We start from the raw sequence: 14,716 nt of genomic DNA, 5'->3' as shown, positions 1-14,716 counted from the left end.
AGCCCTTTTCACCTGCCCAATAAGTGCGGGTGAAAAGGGCTTGCCGCGTTGAAGGGCTATCCTTGTGGTAAGGCAAGTGACTTTAAGCCTCGTCTTCACAAACCGACTGTCCAGCGGTTTAGTCCGTACCTTTCTTCCTGCAACCCTTATTTGCCCCTGTGGACCTCTCTTTTTTCTCGGACAAAATAACCGCTGGCTTGGCCCAGCTGCGCTACGGCAACGAACCAGAAGCGCTTTATGAGCCCATTCGCTACATCATGGCCTTGGGTGGGAAACGCATTCGGCCGTTGCTCACGCTGCTTGGCGCGCACCTCTTTACCGATGACCTCGAGCCGGTGCTGAAGCCGGCGCTGGCTACCGAGGTGTTTCACAACTTTACGTTGCTCCACGACGACATCATGGACCAGGCTCCGCTGCGTCGGGGCAAGCCTACGGTACACGAAAAATGGAATCCGAATGTCGCCATTCTGAGCGGCGACGTGATGCTGGTGCGGGCGTACGAGCTGTTCTTGGATGTGAACCCTACTTTGCTGCCGGACGTGCTGCGCAAGTTTAGCCAGACGGCCGCCGCGGTGTGCGAAGGCCAGCAGTGGGACATGAATTTTGAGACGCTCGAACGCGTGTCATTGGAGCAATACCTCGACATGATTCGGCTAAAGACGGCTGTGTTGCTAGGCTTCAGTCTTGAGCTTGGTGCCCTACTTGGGGGCGCTTCCACCGACGATGCGAATCACCTGCGGCAATTCGGCACCGACATCGGCATCGCCTTTCAGCTCCGCGACGACTTGTTGGATGTGTACGGCGACGCCGCCACTTTCGGCAAACGCGTAGGCGGCGATATCGTTTCTGATAAGAAGACCTTTTTGCTGCTCACTGCGCTTGCCCAGGCCAACGAACCTCAACAAGCCAAACTAGCGCAGTACATCGGCCAACCAGTGCTTGACGCGCCGGAAAAGGTTGAGGCTATCACGGCTATTTACGATCAGCTTAATGTGCGTGCCCAAACGGAAGCCCGCATTAACGACTTCTTCCTCGACGCGCTCCAGCACCTCGATCGGGTGCAGGCACCCGGTGAGCGCAAGGAGTTGCTGCGCCACCTAGCACTGCAACTCATGGACCGAGAAAGCTAAGCTGCCGTTTTACGCTCTTTTCTTGCCCCTCAGGCGACGCACAGCTTTTGATCTGTGAAGCGCTCGATCAAAACCTTTTGAGCGATTTGAGGGCAGTATTATCATCTTTTTACTTTTCATCTCATGCTTACGCTGGATGCTTCTATAATTCTGCTGGTTTTGACTGCCGGCATTTCCATGTATGCTTGGTCAAATCCGGGCTTTATGCAGAGCTGGATCTTTTCGCCCTTCATCGTGGCCCGGCAAAACCAGTGGTATCGCCTGCTGACTTCGGGTTTTCTGCACGCCGACTGGATGCACCTCATCTTCAACATGCTCGCCTTCTATTCTTTTGGGCAGGTTGTGCAATCAGTGTTTGTGCAGCAATTTGGCCCAGGCGGCGGGGTGCTTCGCTTTCTGCTACTCTACTTGGGGGGTATTATCATCTCTGATATCCCAACCTATTTCAAGCACCGCAACGACCCCGATTACCGGAGCCTAGGTGCCTCGGGTGGGGTGGCAGCCATCATTTTTGCCGGTGTTCTTTTTCAGCCAACGGCGGGCATCATTATGTTTCCGTTGCCCATCCCGATTCCGGGTTTTATTTGGGGCTTGCTATACTTGGCTTACTCTTACTACCAAGGCCGACGCATGGGCGACCACATCAACCACGACGCCCACTTTTACGGCGCACTCTACGGCCTGCTTCTCACGCTGGCCTTAATTCCGCAGGTCGGACCGTATTTCGTGGATAAAATTCAACAATACTTTTTATAAGTGCTTGACTATCAATTACTTATACATAAATCTGTAGGTTCGTATATATCTTATCTGAAGAGTGTGCGTAGAAACTGCCAAAACCGCTCTCTCCAACTCAATCCTCGGTCTCATGAACAGATTTGCTCCTATTGCAACCCGGTTGTCGGTTGCTGCTTCGTTCTTACTTCTCACCCTTGTAGCCACTGGTTGTAGCCGTTTCAGCGACAGCGGTAGCTTGTCTCTGTGGGGAATCATCCTGTTGGTTCTCGATGTGCTGGCACTCATCGATGTCTTTCGTCAACCGTGGACGACAGGCAAAAAAATCCTTTGGCTTGCCATCATATGGTTCATGCCTTTCCTGGGGTTAATTCTCTATTACCTGATCTCAGGCCGGGGCAAATCCAACCTGTAGGTTCTAACACATATCAGCTTTAACAAAAAGCCCGGCACTAAACGTGTCGGGCTTTTTTGTTGGCTTTGATTTCGCAAATCGTGTTTGGTCAGCTTTCTATTCTGCTATCACGGCCTGCTTTTCTCGCTGCATAACTTGCTTTAGCAACTGCCCTGTGTTGGTGATCTGCTTGACCTGCCAATGGTCCCCTTGGTCAAGCATTTTAAGCTCCAGTACCATCGTCGTGTCAAAGTGAGGCTGTGTAAACTCAATGCCTACCAACGCTTCTTTGCCTTGGCGCTTCACGTATTTCACCCCTTTGAGCTTGCTGTCTGCCCTCACAATTTTGCCCGCAAATCCCAATACGGAGAGATTGCCCAACCCTCCGCGCGGCGCAGTCTGGGTAGCTTTCAGAGAACCGGTTTGTACATATTCTTGGGCCTCCTCACGCGCGGCTGCCACGAGCTGAGGCTTCAGCAGTTGCACGGCTTGTTGCAGCCCTAGTCCACTTATTTTGAGCGGACCCAGCACATCTCCTTGTGCGGCCACCTGATCAACAAGATCACTAGTAACACTCTCGACATCAACATAGCGTTCGAAGGCTATCATATCGTGTTGTTGCGTAGCCTGAAATGCTTGGTACAACGACCGCTCGGGACCCACTGTCAGCCGGTCGTACAACCAATATCCACCTCCGATTAGCGTCAGAAAAAGAAATATTAACAGCAGTTTTTTCATGTAGTAAGCAAAGGAATGGGCAAATATGCTCCTAACGCGAAGATTTCTGCTTTTCGTTCATAAGCGCATACCTCTTTAGCGTGTTAGAGTACTGTAAGTCTATGATGTGAATGGACGAGGTGCCTGCGCAATAGCTAGCGTTATCGGGTTTACAGCAAGCATCGTATAGAACGTATGCCTACTCAATCCACTTCTGCTCACCATCACAGGACCCAGATTCACGGCCATAGAGGGTGTAGGGGCCTGCTTCCCGAGAATACTATTCCTGCCTTTTTGCTCGCTCTAGAGATTGGCGTAGATGCTATTGAGCTCGACGTCGTGATCTCTCAGGATGGTCAAGTAGTGGTATCGCACGAACCTTGGATGTCAGCCGCTCTGTGCCTTGATCCCAAAGGCAATCACATCGATCCATCGCAAGAGAAATCACTCAACTTATTTCAACTTCCCTACAGTATTATTCGAGCGTATAACTGCGGATTATCTCAACCCGAGCGCTTCCCCAATCAGCAGGTCTTGGCTGTTTATAAGCCGCTTTTACAGGAAGCAATTCAAGCTATCGAGAGGCATTGTCTTCACTTAGGCAGGAGACAAGTGCTCTACAGTATTGAGATAAAATCCAGCCCTGCAGGTGACGGAATTTTTCATCCTGAGCCTGCTGCTTTTGCAACGCTAGTATTACAGGTTGTGCGCGCTTGTGGCGTTCTGAATCGTACTACTTTTCTCTCCTTCGACAAGCGAATCCTTCAGCACTTCCACCAGCTTGATAAGAGATTTTCACTGTCTTTGTTAGTAGAGGATGAGCATGACACAGAGAGCCATTTACTCGAACTAGGTTTCATGCCCACGGTTTATGGCCCTGAGTTTACCCTACTGTCAGAGCAGGATATTGACTACCTGCATGAGCACGCTATCGCTGTTGTTCCCTGGACTGTAAACGATGTTTTCGATATGCTCCACCTCATCACCTTAGAGGTTGATGGCATTACAACTGATTATCCAGATAAGGCTGTCCAGTTGTTAAACGAGCGGTACCCATAAAGACTGAATAGTTCTGCGTCTCCTCCATTGTCTTAGTCGGGTTGTAAAGCATAAACCCCTTCCTTTTGGCCAACAGGAAGGGGTTTATGCTTTTATTACAGTGGTGTAATATGTGTTTGTGTTACATGTGTATCGTGTATTATTTGTAACGTGTAACAAATTTAATGTTACAGTATACAAAGGCATGTTTCTGTTACACATGTAACATTTTATGTTTATTACATATTGGTTCTTGTATTTTGATACAGATTTGTCATCTTTACACTTTAACTATTCCACCCTACCCAAGCATGCCACACCAAGGCGAAATCCTTCAAGATGCTATCAAAAACAGCGGTATTTCTATTACGCGTATAGTTGATGAACTAGGTATTACACGTCCTACTATATATCGTAAATTTAAAGAAGAGACACTTGATTACGGATTTGTAAAGCGAATAGGTGATATAATCGGACATGACTTCTCTTCTGAGATTACACAACCACAACAATCCTCGTTGCCATTTGTATCAAATAATGTAACAAGGTTTGTTTCCTCGGGTGTTACGCCTAAGCCCGACTTGTTACAACCGGTAGATAACGATCCAGTTAAGCAGCTACTTGCTCTACAAACTAAGTATATAGCCCTTCTGGAAGCCTATAATGAGCTTCTGTTGAAAGTGTACGGCCCTAAATGACAAAAATGTTCCACGTGAAACATTTTTGTCATTTAGGGCCGTTTCTAGTGTAATGCCATTCAACGGTCAGTCACCTAAACGAATGAAGTAAGAAGGTACTGTTTGTCGCCTAAGTTTAAAAATTAAGTGTGTCGGTGATCCGGTCGGGAAGATAAAATCTCACATCATAAAGTGCAGGTTCTAGCCGAGCCCTACTGGCTTCTTGGGTAGGATCAAACGAGAAATTGAAGCGAGTAAAGCTTTGCTCCAAAATAGCATGAAAGTGATTGAGGATGCACCGAGTATTCTGGCTGTTGATATTTTTAAAGCTTCGCCAAAGTCCCAAAGTAATAAAGTGAAAATGCTGCTCTGGCAGAGAGGAAGTGCTTGCTATTGCAGCCAATATATATGCGTCTTATCATGCCTCTTAAGTAAGAGTAGAGTGAGTAATAATGGTATAGGATAAGCGCTCTTTAACAGCAGCAACATCAGCACTAGATGCCGTGATGTGAGCTTAGATAATAGAACTTAAAAGCTCAGCCGGTATCATACTGCGATCATAAGCAAGCACAACTCGACCGAGTGCAAGCAGCATAACGTCAAGCCAACGATATACTTTTATAGAAGGTGAATCCGTTAAGCTCGGACTCAGTCACTAGAAAAGGACCGCTAATGCAGAAGGTAGAGTCAGAGGCAGGAACGTACAGCGTATTCATCTATGCTGTATAACACCTGACGAGCAAAGACAGCAGGTGTTTTAATCCAGCGCTTTAATAAAAGGATGCCGTTGTCTTTAGAATATGGGGCCAGGATCAGGTTACCCTATAGAAGAAAATATAGTCCAGTAACAGGCGTGCTGTTAAAGCACCATGCCTTATAGTGGTCTTGCCTTAAGACGAAACAACACAAAAGCTCGTTCGGGAGGTAACCACTTTTCGCCCTACCCAACAGAGTCAACAAAACCTCAGAACTAAGACCAGAGAGAAACCAGCAATGCCTATTAGCATAAATAAGTTTGCTCATGATACTGCTAGAGGAAAACTACCTCTTGGATAACAGGTTCACCGACTTCAGAATTAATCATTTCCATAACCTGAGTTTTGGCCATGACTAATTCGTGCTTCAATGGCGCAGAAGAAAGGCGGACAAACAGCTTGCCATGGCTGATATATATCTCCTGGGTTTTGAGAGCAACTGACCGACCCATTATACGCTCCCAGCTAGAAACAACAAACACTTCGTTAAGCTTCCCTTGAAGGCGGTAAGCTTTCAACAACGCCTTTATACCATCCTTTAAAGGCAGGGTATCGGCTTGTCTAGAATTTTCGGAAAGCTTATGCTTTTTCACAATTGAGACGTTTATTAACGCGCGCGAAAGCCTTTATAAAAGAGGGAAGGCCATAAGCATAAAGGTACGCCCCATTAAAATTTAAAGGGGAATTACTTTGCCGCTTTCGATTCTAAAGCGCAAGATCTGTTCGGATAAATTAGATAGAATTCGATCCGTGCGGTCGAGGTGAGTGTCTGTTAGAAATACTTGGCCAAAAGTCTGGTTTGCGACAAGCTGCATCAAACGAGTTATGCGCGTTTCGTCGAGCCTATCGAAAATGTCGTCTAGAAGGAGAAGAGGCTTATGTTTCTTCCGGCTTGCAGCAATTTCGAAATGGGCTAGCTTCACTGCGATAACAAATGATTTCTGCTGGCCTTGCGATCCATATCCCTTGACGGGTAATTCATTCATCAGAAATAGAAAGTCATCTTTATGAGGGCCAACAGTAGTGCGCTGAAGGGCCAGGTCTTTTCGCTCGTGTGTGCGAAGAAGTTGAGCGAAGTCGGCGTCGGGTAGCTGGCTCTTATAGTCAATATTGACTGCTTCCCGGTCATTTGCGAGTTGGTAATAGTGGCGCTGGAAAACAGGAACGAAGTCAGCCAAAAACACTTGTCTAATCTGAGCAATCCGTTTGCCTAGTGGGGCTAATTGTTCGTCTAAGACCAAAAGGTAATCACGATCATAACTCTGCCGGTCAGCTGCTAGCTTAAGCAGCGAATTGCGTTGCCGAAGTAGATAAGCGTAAGAGATGAGCAACTCGAGATATTCGTGATCGAGCTGAGAAATAAGACTATCAAAATACTTGCGACGTTCTTCGCTACCCTGGCGGATCAAATCGGTATCATAGGGCGATATCAAGACAACAGGGTAACGGCCAATGTGATCAGAAAGCCGTTCATACGGATGCTTGTTGCGTGTGACAAGCTTTTTTTGGCCAAGGCGAAAACTACATTGAACAGTGTCTTCGGCTTCGGGAGTAGAAAACTTTCCCCGAATAGAAAAGAACTCTTCGCCTTGTTTAATGCTTTGAATATCAGAAGTAGTAAATGCGCTTTTGGTCAAAGACAAATAATGAATTGCATCCAATAGATTGGTCTTGCCACTCCCATTGTCGCCTATAAAACAATTGATGTGAGGCGATAGCTGCAGCGTAGCTTCATCGTAGTTTTTAAAGAACAAGAGGTGTAATGTTTCAAGAGTCATTCAGTTCGGAATTGCAATCCTTTTACGTACTTTCGCATCCCAAACGCGAATAACTGAAAGCACGATGGCGGAGACGAAAGTAAAGGCTACCCCAAAAGCTTCCAATTCGGCGAAAAAATCGTCGGCGGAAACTAAGAAAGAAACTAACCCGACCGCAGCTGTCGATACAGTTACGCCGCCGGATCAGATGATGCCACCTACAAACGAGAAAGTAAAATCTTCTACGGATGAGCCGCGGGCAACGACACCCAGCGAGCCTGTTTTTCCGAAAGAAACTTATTTGCAGTGGTATGAGCAGATGCAGCTCATGCGTAAGTTCGAGGAGAAAGCAGGACAGCTATACGGCCAGCAGAAGATCAAAGGTTTCTGTCACCTCTACATTGGCCAAGAAGCCTGTGTAGCGGGTGCAGTCAGCGCGTTGACCAAAGATGATAAATGGATAACGGCCTATCGTGACCATGCTCATCCGCTGGCTCTTGGTACGTCGCCCAACGCCATCATGGCTGAACTGTTTGCGAAAGTGACAGGATGTTCAAAAGGCAAAGGCGGCTCGATGCACATGTTCGATAAGAACGTGAACTTCATCGGGGGGCATGGCATTGTTGGTGGGCAAGTTCCACTCGGTGCCGGGATCGCGTTTGCCGAGAAGTATAACAAAACTGGCAACCTATGCATTTGCTACATGGGTGACGGCGCAGTGCGGCAAGGAGCTTTGCACGAAGCTTTCAACATGGCTATGTTGTGGAAGCTGCCCGTGATCTTCGTTGTGGAGAACAATGGCTATGCCATGGGTACTTCTGTTCAACGGACCTCCAATGTTACGGAACTCTACACACTAGGAGAAGCATATGATATGCCCTCCGAGCCCGTAAACGGTATGAATGTAGAGGACATTCACAACGCAGTTGCCAAAGCAGCCGAACGGGCACGTGCTGGTGAAGGCCCTACATTCTTGGAGTTCAAAACGTATCGCTACAAAGGCCACTCTATGAGTGACCCTGCTAAGTATCGGACGAAGGAAGAAGTAGAAGATTATCGTTCGCGCGATTCTATCGAATCGGTTCGCCACACGATTCTGACCCACAGTATGGCGACCGAAGAGGAACTGGCCGCCATCGACGAAAAGATCAAGGCCCAAGTTGCGGAGTCAGTAGAGTTCGCAGAAACGTCTCCGTATCCTGCCGCCGAAGAGCTGTACCACGATGTGTACGTGCAGCAAGACTATCCTTACATCCGCGACTAACTCAGCGGATTCTGACCCGGCTTCACAGCCGAATTTCTGAATTACGAATGTCAAAGATTCCTTATACGCGCAACAGTCCGCTGGCTCAACAGAAGCAGACTCAAGTGCCGGCCGATCCTAATCAGCCAGTAGGCGCACTGCACCCTGAACATCCATTGCTGGAAGATCCGGATGAACTAGCGGCTCGCTTGGCCCATTCAGAAGATTTTCTGCGTCGTAACAAGACTATTCTACTGAGTGTGCTGGCACTGGTAGTGCTGGCAGTAGTTGGAGCTTTCGGCTGGTATACATGGCGCAATTCCCAGGACGAGAAAGGTCAAGTGGCTATGTATCAGGCAGTTAACTATTGGGAAGCCGATTCATTGAAAAAAGCAATGAAAGGCGACGGTCAATACGACGGTTTGGAATCCGTTGCTTCGGAATACGGAAATACACCGGCTGGCAACTTGGCTAACTTCTACGCTGGCGTAGGTGCCTTGAAGGAAGGCCGTTATCAAGCCGCCATCGATTATCTGGAAGGATTTAGTTCGGATGATTTGTTGGTGCAAGCGCGGGCTTACGCTCTGCTAGGCGATGCTAACTTAGAGCTTGGCAAAAGCAAAGAAGCTGCCGACCTGTACGAAAAAGCAGCTACTCATAATGCCAACGAGTATTTCTCACCTGGCTATCTTATGAAGGAGGCAACAGCAAGAGAACTGGCTAAAGATTATGACGGTGCCATCAAGGCGTACGACAAAATCATCAACGACTACCAGAATGCGCCAGAAGTCAACGAGGCCCGCCAGTATAAGGCACGCGTTGAAGGTTTGGCAGGCAAATAAGAAATCAGTCAGCAACTGACAACTGCGCTTTTCCGAAAGGAGAAGCGCAGTTTTGTTTTTATAACAGCGCTTACTTCAACCCAAAGCAGCATCTAGACCCAAATCCTATGGCTACCTCCTTGAAAAATCTGAGCGAATACACTTCCGATAATTTTGTTGACATCACGAACAAGCGTTTTGGCTTGGTGGTGGCAGAATGGAATCGGGAGATTACAGACGTGTTGAGCACAGGAGCCTACGAAACATTGCTGAAGCACGGGGCTAAAGAAGAAAACATCTTCCGCAATACAGTGCCGGGGAGCTTCGAACTGACATTAGGAGCCCAATTGCTGGCCCAGCACGAAGAAATCGATGCCGTGATCTGTTTGGGAGTAGTAATTCAGGGCGAGACCAAACACGATGATTACATCTGCCATGCCGTGGCCCACGGCATTACGAACGTCGGCCTGAAATTCAATAAGCCCGTGATATTTGGGTTGGTCACGACCAACACACTTGAACAAGCTTGGGATCGGGCAGGAGGCAAGCACGGCAACAAAGGAGTAGAAGCTGCGGTAGCCGCTATCCATATGCTAGGATTCTAGAGATTAAGACTAGTGGAGCTTACTTACTGAGTCTTTGGTTAGTAATGGATAATTGTCAGGCAAAACATTAACTTTGCGGCCAAATAACCGGGTTAGATAGGAAACCGATAGCGGTAAGTATGACTTTGGCCAGTTGGTCTGTAATAAACTTATTTGGAAAAGCTGTTGTTAAAGCAACGTACTATCGCAATTTATCTCTAGAAATCACCGGATAACGGTCTCATTTTCAATACATTATTTTTCCTGAACCGACATGAGTGAAGCACCCCTGCGCTATTCAAGGGAAGAACTGGCTGAGTTCGAACAAATCATCCAGGAGAAACTTGTAGCAGCCCGCAAAGAAGTAACGTTCATCAAAGAAACTCTGAGCCGTCGTAACGATTCGGGTACCGACAACACAGCCTCGTCGTCGAAAGTACTGGAAGACGGTGCCGACACAGCTGAAAAGGAAAGCCTGAATCAGTTGGCTTCACGCCAGATGAAGTTTATCCAGCAGCTGGAAAATGCGTACACCCGCATCAAAAACGGTACATACGGTGTCTGCATTGGCACTGGTAAACTGATTCCGAAAGAGCGTTTGCGCGCAGTACCACACACCCAACATTCTATTGAAGCCAAAATGGCGCGTCGTGATTAACCGCGACCGTCGTCTTCAACTACGTGCCCGGGCTTTCGGCTGGCTGCTTTTATGGCGCCGTGCTGCTAGTCCGGGCACTGTTTTCTAAGAGAGTCTGTTCCTGGGGTTCAGTCTCCCAACCTTGTATTTTACCATCCCGTAGCGATACGGTAAGCACCCTACACTCATGGGCAAAAAACACAACGACGACACGCCAGGCCGGCGTGGACGCTCCAACGATCGCTCCACTGGCAATGCTGGTGGGAGCAGCGGCTTCCGCAAATTCTCTGCGCGCCCAAACGAAGGCGGTTCAAGCAACCGTTCGGGCGATGAAGCCGGCAGAGGCCGTGATTTTCCCTCGCGCCCTACTTTTGGTCGCCCAGGTGGCGGCCGTCCATCATCGGGAGGCAGCTTTGGCGGCGACAAGCGTTTTGGTCGCGGCGAAGGCTCCAACAGCTTTGGCTCCCAACGAAACTTTGCCCCGCGGCAGGATGCTGGCGATCGTCGCCCGTTCAATCGCGATAATGCCGATCGTCGGCCGATGAATCGCGACAACGACAACCGCCCTAGCCGTTCATTTGATCGGGATGCCCCTCGGCGCTTCGACAACCGCAACGATGACCGTCGTGCTTCCTCCGGCTATGACAGTGACCGCCGAGACGAGAGACCTGCTCGGCCGTATGAGCCCAAAGCCAACTGGCCCGGCCAGCCTTACCGGCAGGAAGGCAAACCAGCGGTGCCACGCGGTACGGCAGGAGAGCGTAACCGAAAGTTTAAAAAGGTAAGCCCTTTCGAACAAGACACCCCGACGGACCGTACGCCAGCACCGCGAGAAGAAGCTCCACGGCACGATGAGCGGCGAGAAGAAGCCGGTCCAGACCGGGAAATCCGGCCTGCGCGTCCCTTTGACTACCGTAGTGCGCCCAGCGGCTATGGCCGGGATGAGCAACGCAACGCGCCCGAACGCCCGGAACGCGGTGAGCGCCGGGAGAGTGGTTTCGGGAACCGCAGTTTCGGCGAGCGGCCTAGCTTTGGCAACCGCCCAGGGGCTGGTGAGCGTGGCGCGTCGGGTAACCGCAACAGCGGGCCACGTGATTTTGGTGACAAGCGCGAATCGCGTTTTGGCGATAAGCGGGAGCCGCGCGCCGGAGCCGACAAGCGCCCGACCCGCGATCCGCTTTCGAATCGCGCTGATAAGCCCAAACGTGGTGAAATACCTGGTGAAGCGCCGGCATATAGCAATTTGCAATTCTACGATCAGGACAAAACCCGGGGCAACAAACGCCGTCGGAACGAGGAAGAAGGCAACGACGAAGTTCGTTTGAACCGCTACATCGCTAACGCCGGCATCTGCTCGCGTCGGGAAGCCGATGCACTGATTGCGGCTGGTGAAATTAAAGTCAACGGCGAAGTGGTAACGGAGATGGGTTACCAAGTGCAGCCAACCGATACCGTGCAGTATGGCAAGACCAACCTGAAGCGGGAAAAGCTGGTGTACGTGCTGCTCAACAAGCCCAAAGATTTTATCACTACCACCGAAGACCCAGAGGGTCGCAAAACGGTGATGGACTTGGTGGCTACCGCTTCAAAAGAACGCATCTTCCCAGTAGGTCGTCTCGACCGCAATACTACGGGTTTGCTGCTGTTCACCAACGATGGCGAAGTGGCCCAAAAGCTTTCGCACCCATCGCATAAAAACAAGAAAATATACCAGGCCGAACTCAGCCAGCCGCTTTCCGAAGACCACCTGCGCCAGATCAGCGAAGGGCTGGAACTGGAAGATGGCAAGGCCGAGATTGATGATGTAGCCGTAGTAGCGGGCAACCCGCATTTCGTGGGCATTGAGTTGCACATCGGTCGTAATCGCATCGTCCGCCGCATTTTCGAGCATTTGGGCTACGAGGTTGTGGCGCTTGACCGCGTACAGTACGCCGGCCTGACGAAAAAGGACCTTCCGCGCGGCAAGTGGCGCTTCCTGACTGAGCGCGAGGTGATTCGCTTGAAGTATTTCTTGTAGGAAGCAACCCGCAGCCTCTTCAAAGGCTCCTGTTAGAAAATAAGCTTTACAATTCCACGCAAGAAGTGGCCTTCATTTGGCTGACTACTTCTTACGTGGAATTGTAAATATCTTATAATCAATTACTTGTATATGCGTGCTTTGGTTTTCGATGTTGGCAATACAGCAGCCAAGTATGGCTATTTCGAAAACAACGAGCTGCGCGAAGCAGGTAAAGTGCTGCTTGACAATGCGTTGCTAGAACTTGTGCAACGTTTGTTACCGGAGCATGCGGTAGTTTCTTCGGTGGTGGAGCCAACGGCTATCTGGGCGGAAGCTTTGCGCCGGGAGGTTGGCGGAAAGGTATTGGAGTTTGCTTCTGCTACCACACCCTTGCCGATCACCAATGCTTATGCTACGCCGACTACGTTGGGCGCCGACCGCTTGGCCGCTGCCGTCGGGGCTGCCTGGCTGCGTCCGGGTCAGGATACGCTAATTGTGGATGCCGGCACTGCCCTTAAATGCGACTGGCTCGAAGGTGGACATACCTTCCGGGGCGGAAGTATAGCGCCAGGCCTGCGAATGCGTTTCCAAGCCTTGCACATGTTTACCGGCCGTCTGCCGTTGGTAGAATTACCCGTCGCTGCCCCCGTCGATATTCCCCTGACCGGTACCGATACGTCATCGGCGATTCGGAGCGGCGTACTCAACGGCGCTGTGGCGGAGGTTAACGGCCTGATTGACAGCTACCGGCAGCAAAGCCCCAACTTGGGCACCCTGTTGGCCGGAGGCGATGCTGGCTTTTTTCAACCACGGCTTAAAGGCCCTATCTTTGTTGTTCCTGAACTCGTTCTGATCGGGCTTTACCGCATACTGGTGCATAATGTTGAAATCTAAATTTGCCAGCCTGTTTGGGTTGACGCTACTTGGCCTGATGGCCGCACCATATAGCCAAGGCCAAGGCCTCGGCAACTCGCCGTATTCGCGCTTGGGGTTAGGCGATTTCAACCCTAATACGGGCGGCGTTCGTCAGCAGGGGATGGGAGGCGTCGGTTTGGCTGCTCCTAACGGCATCAACGTGAATGAGCTCAACCCGGCGTTGGTGTACTATACCTCACGCACGACCTATGAAGTCGGCGTTAATGGCGAGTTCAAGACGATCCGCAATCAGGTCAATTCGCAGCGCGACGGCAACGGCTCATTAAGTTACTTGGCTTTCTCCGTTCCGATCTCGAAGCGTTGGGCTGGTGCCGCTGGTTTGAAGCCGTACAGCTCTGTCAATTACCTCAGCACCGTGCGGGAACCAGTGCCCAACGACCCCAACGGTGGCTTGTCCTATAAAGAGTACAAAGGCGAAGGCGGTTTGTCGGAAGCCTACATAGTGCAGGCGTTCCAGGTTGCCAAAGGCTTGAGCCTGGGGGTTACGGCTTCGTATGTGTTTGGCAATATTGACCTGACAACCGGAACCAGCGTAGCACCGGCCGACGCTACCTCAGCGGCGGGTCTTAGCAAAGTCATCATCCGAGAGCGCGTGCGTTATTCGGATTTCACCTTTCGGACGGGTGCCCACTACCGCGGCAAAGTCAACAGCAAGCTCAACTACAATCTGGCCGGTGTGTACAGCTTTCAGTCCAACCTGAACGGCAAGCGCGATACGTCGCTTGAGCGCGAAGATGCGGCTGGCCTGCAAACGGAAAATACCACGTTGCTCACCAACCAGAAAGGCGAAGCAACGGTGCCGGCAATGGAGCAGTTTGGCATTGGCTTCGACAACAACAAAAACTGGAGCATCAACTTCGACTTGTCGCGCCAGGAATGGTCGAAGTTCCGGGCTTTTGGCTTGCAAGGCGGTACCGTTGGCATTCCGCTTAGTAACACGTTTCGGGCAGGCTTGGGCGGCGAATTTGCCCCTGATCCTTCGTCGGTGAGCAGCTACTTCAAGCGGGTTACGTACCGGGCGGGCATTTCGGTAGCTGAGCTGCCTTATCGCCCCGCTGGCGAGCGCCTCTACGACCGTTCGGTGAGCTGGGGCTTTGCGTTCCCGCTGCCTACAGCTACGGTCTTAGACAACACGACCATCAACCTGGCCTTCACCTACGGGCAGCGTGGCAATACCAAACGTACGGCTGAAAGCCCCAACGGCAATGTTAAGGAGGATTACGTGCGTATGCAACTGGGCGTAACGCTGAACAACCGCTGGTTTATCAAGCGCCGAATTGAATAAGCTACCAA

15 protein-coding genes are annotated in these 14,716 nt (G+C 50.4%); 12 read left to right on the top strand and 3 right to left on the bottom strand.

Annotation, left to right across the window (positions count from 1 at the left end; all coding sequences use genetic code 11):
- The first annotated feature begins 158 nt into the window (after positions 1-158).
- The 3 genes from FHG12_RS08125 to FHG12_RS08115 all read left to right on the top strand — a co-directional run bounded on the left by FHG12_RS08125 (position 159) and on the right by FHG12_RS08115 (position 2,280).
- Positions 159-1,130: a polyprenyl synthetase family protein gene (locus FHG12_RS08125; RefSeq protein ID WP_139515253.1), complete on the top strand. Its 972-nt coding sequence runs from the start codon at positions 159-161 to the stop codon at positions 1,128-1,130.
- Positions 1,131-1,253: 123 nt separating this feature from the next.
- Positions 1,254-1,886: a rhomboid family intramembrane serine protease gene (locus FHG12_RS08120; RefSeq protein ID WP_316248054.1), complete on the top strand. Its 633-nt coding sequence runs from the start codon at positions 1,254-1,256 to the stop codon at positions 1,884-1,886.
- Positions 1,887-1,998: 112 nt separating this feature from the next.
- Positions 1,999-2,280 carry a PLD nuclease N-terminal domain-containing protein gene (locus FHG12_RS08115; protein WP_139515252.1) on the top strand — a complete coding sequence of 94 codons (282 nt, stop codon included), beginning with the start codon at positions 1,999-2,001 and terminating at the stop codon, positions 2,278-2,280.
- Positions 2,281-2,376: 96 nt separating this feature from the next.
- Here the strand turns inward: FHG12_RS08115 and FHG12_RS08110 are convergent, their stop codons facing one another.
- The gene (locus FHG12_RS08110; protein WP_139515251.1) at positions 2,377-2,997 is read right to left on the bottom strand and encodes a hypothetical protein; all 621 of its coding nucleotides are present in this window, start codon (positions 2,995-2,997) and stop codon (positions 2,377-2,379) included.
- A 273-nt stretch (positions 2,998-3,270) separates the two neighbouring features.
- Here FHG12_RS08110 and FHG12_RS08105 point away from each other — a divergent pair, with 273 nt between their 5' ends.
- Together FHG12_RS08105 and FHG12_RS08100 are read left to right on the top strand one after the other, a co-directional pair.
- Positions 3,271-4,035 carry a glycerophosphodiester phosphodiesterase family protein gene (locus FHG12_RS08105; RefSeq protein ID WP_230471327.1) on the top strand — a complete coding sequence of 255 codons (765 nt, stop codon included), beginning with the start codon at positions 3,271-3,273 and terminating at the stop codon, positions 4,033-4,035.
- 290 nt (positions 4,036-4,325) lie between these two features.
- A complete protein-coding gene (locus FHG12_RS08100) occupies positions 4,326-4,712 on the top strand; it encodes a helix-turn-helix domain-containing protein (protein ID WP_165699340.1) in 387 nt (128 codons plus the stop codon).
- Between the two features lie 1,009 nt (positions 4,713-5,721).
- On the opposite strand, the gene FHG12_RS08095 is transcribed toward FHG12_RS08100, so the two are convergent.
- Positions 5,722-6,039 (bottom strand): DUF721 domain-containing protein, encoded by a 318-nt coding sequence (locus tag FHG12_RS08095; RefSeq protein ID WP_230471326.1) that lies wholly within the window; start codon positions 6,037-6,039, stop codon positions 5,722-5,724.
- An 81-nt stretch (positions 6,040-6,120) separates the two neighbouring features.
- Positions 6,121-7,224, bottom strand: coding sequence for a DNA replication/repair protein RecF (recF, locus tag FHG12_RS08090; protein WP_139515247.1), 1,104 nt, complete (start codon positions 7,222-7,224; stop codon positions 6,121-6,123).
- 190 nt (positions 7,225-7,414) lie between these two features.
- Here recF and pdhA point away from each other — a divergent pair, with 190 nt between their 5' ends.
- From pdhA to FHG12_RS08055, 7 genes are all read left to right on the top strand, one after another.
- Positions 7,415-8,467, top strand: a complete 1,053-nt coding sequence (gene pdhA, locus FHG12_RS08085) for a pyruvate dehydrogenase (acetyl-transferring) E1 component subunit alpha (protein WP_139517728.1) — start codon at positions 7,415-7,417, stop codon at positions 8,465-8,467.
- 47 nt (positions 8,468-8,514) lie between these two features.
- The gene (locus FHG12_RS08080; RefSeq protein ID WP_139515246.1) at positions 8,515-9,288 is read left to right on the top strand and encodes a tetratricopeptide repeat protein; all 774 of its coding nucleotides are present in this window, start codon (positions 8,515-8,517) and stop codon (positions 9,286-9,288) included.
- A 107-nt stretch (positions 9,289-9,395) separates the two neighbouring features.
- Positions 9,396-9,872 (top strand): 6,7-dimethyl-8-ribityllumazine synthase, encoded by a 477-nt coding sequence (gene ribH / locus FHG12_RS08075; protein WP_139515245.1) that lies wholly within the window; start codon positions 9,396-9,398, stop codon positions 9,870-9,872.
- Positions 9,873-10,125: 253 nt separating this feature from the next.
- Entirely contained in the window at positions 10,126-10,509 is a 384-nt protein-coding gene (locus FHG12_RS08070; protein WP_139515244.1) for a TraR/DksA family transcriptional regulator, read from the top strand.
- A gap of 166 nt (positions 10,510-10,675) precedes the next feature.
- Complete coding sequence (locus tag FHG12_RS08065; RefSeq protein WP_230471325.1) at positions 10,676-12,505, top strand: pseudouridine synthase; 1,830 nt, start codon at positions 10,676-10,678, stop codon at positions 12,503-12,505.
- A gap of 132 nt (positions 12,506-12,637) precedes the next feature.
- Positions 12,638-13,381 carry a type III pantothenate kinase gene (locus FHG12_RS08060; RefSeq protein ID WP_139515243.1) on the top strand — a complete coding sequence of 248 codons (744 nt, stop codon included), beginning with the start codon at positions 12,638-12,640 and terminating at the stop codon, positions 13,379-13,381.
- A complete protein-coding gene (locus tag FHG12_RS08055; protein WP_139515242.1) occupies positions 13,368-14,708 on the top strand; it encodes an OmpP1/FadL family transporter in 1,341 nt (446 codons plus the stop codon). Before FHG12_RS08060 ends, FHG12_RS08055 begins: the two co-directional genes overlap by 14 nt.
- Positions 14,709-14,716 lie beyond the last annotated feature (8 nt).

The organism is Hymenobacter jejuensis, assembly GCF_006337165.1.
Classification (GTDB): domain Bacteria; phylum Bacteroidota; class Bacteroidia; order Cytophagales; family Hymenobacteraceae; genus Hymenobacter; species Hymenobacter jejuensis.
Note: the sequence above shows the minus strand (reverse complement) of the source record. Positions and strands in the feature narration are given on the sequence as shown.

What these genes read in the sequence shown, in the direction of transcription:
- FHG12_RS08120 (WP_316248054.1), top strand. Translation starts at nt 1,254, where the DNA reads ATGCTTACGCTGGATGCTTCTATAATTCTGCTGGTTTTGACTGCCGGC.
- FHG12_RS08060 (WP_139515243.1), top strand. Translation starts at nt 12,638, where the DNA reads ATGCGTGCTTTGGTTTTCGATGTTGGCAATACAGCAGCCAAGTATGGC.
- FHG12_RS08055 (WP_139515242.1), top strand. Translation starts at nt 13,368, where the DNA reads ATGTTGAAATCTAAATTTGCCAGCCTGTTTGGGTTGACGCTACTTGGC.
- recF (WP_139515247.1), bottom strand. Translation starts at nt 7,224, where the DNA reads ATGACTCTTGAAACATTACACCTCTTGTTCTTTAAAAACTACGATGAA.
- FHG12_RS08115 (WP_139515252.1), top strand. Translation starts at nt 1,999, where the DNA reads ATGAACAGATTTGCTCCTATTGCAACCCGGTTGTCGGTTGCTGCTTCG.
- FHG12_RS08110 (WP_139515251.1), bottom strand. Translation starts at nt 2,997, where the DNA reads ATGAAAAAACTGCTGTTAATATTTCTTTTTCTGACGCTAATCGGAGGT.
- ribH (WP_139515245.1), top strand. Translation starts at nt 9,396, where the DNA reads ATGGCTACCTCCTTGAAAAATCTGAGCGAATACACTTCCGATAATTTT.
- FHG12_RS08070 (WP_139515244.1), top strand. Translation starts at nt 10,126, where the DNA reads ATGAGTGAAGCACCCCTGCGCTATTCAAGGGAAGAACTGGCTGAGTTC.
- FHG12_RS08080 (WP_139515246.1), top strand. Translation starts at nt 8,515, where the DNA reads ATGTCAAAGATTCCTTATACGCGCAACAGTCCGCTGGCTCAACAGAAG.
- FHG12_RS08065 (WP_230471325.1), top strand. Translation starts at nt 10,676, where the DNA reads ATGGGCAAAAAACACAACGACGACACGCCAGGCCGGCGTGGACGCTCC.
- FHG12_RS08100 (WP_165699340.1), top strand. Translation starts at nt 4,326, where the DNA reads ATGCCACACCAAGGCGAAATCCTTCAAGATGCTATCAAAAACAGCGGT.
- pdhA (WP_139517728.1), top strand. Translation starts at nt 7,415, where the DNA reads ATGCCACCTACAAACGAGAAAGTAAAATCTTCTACGGATGAGCCGCGG.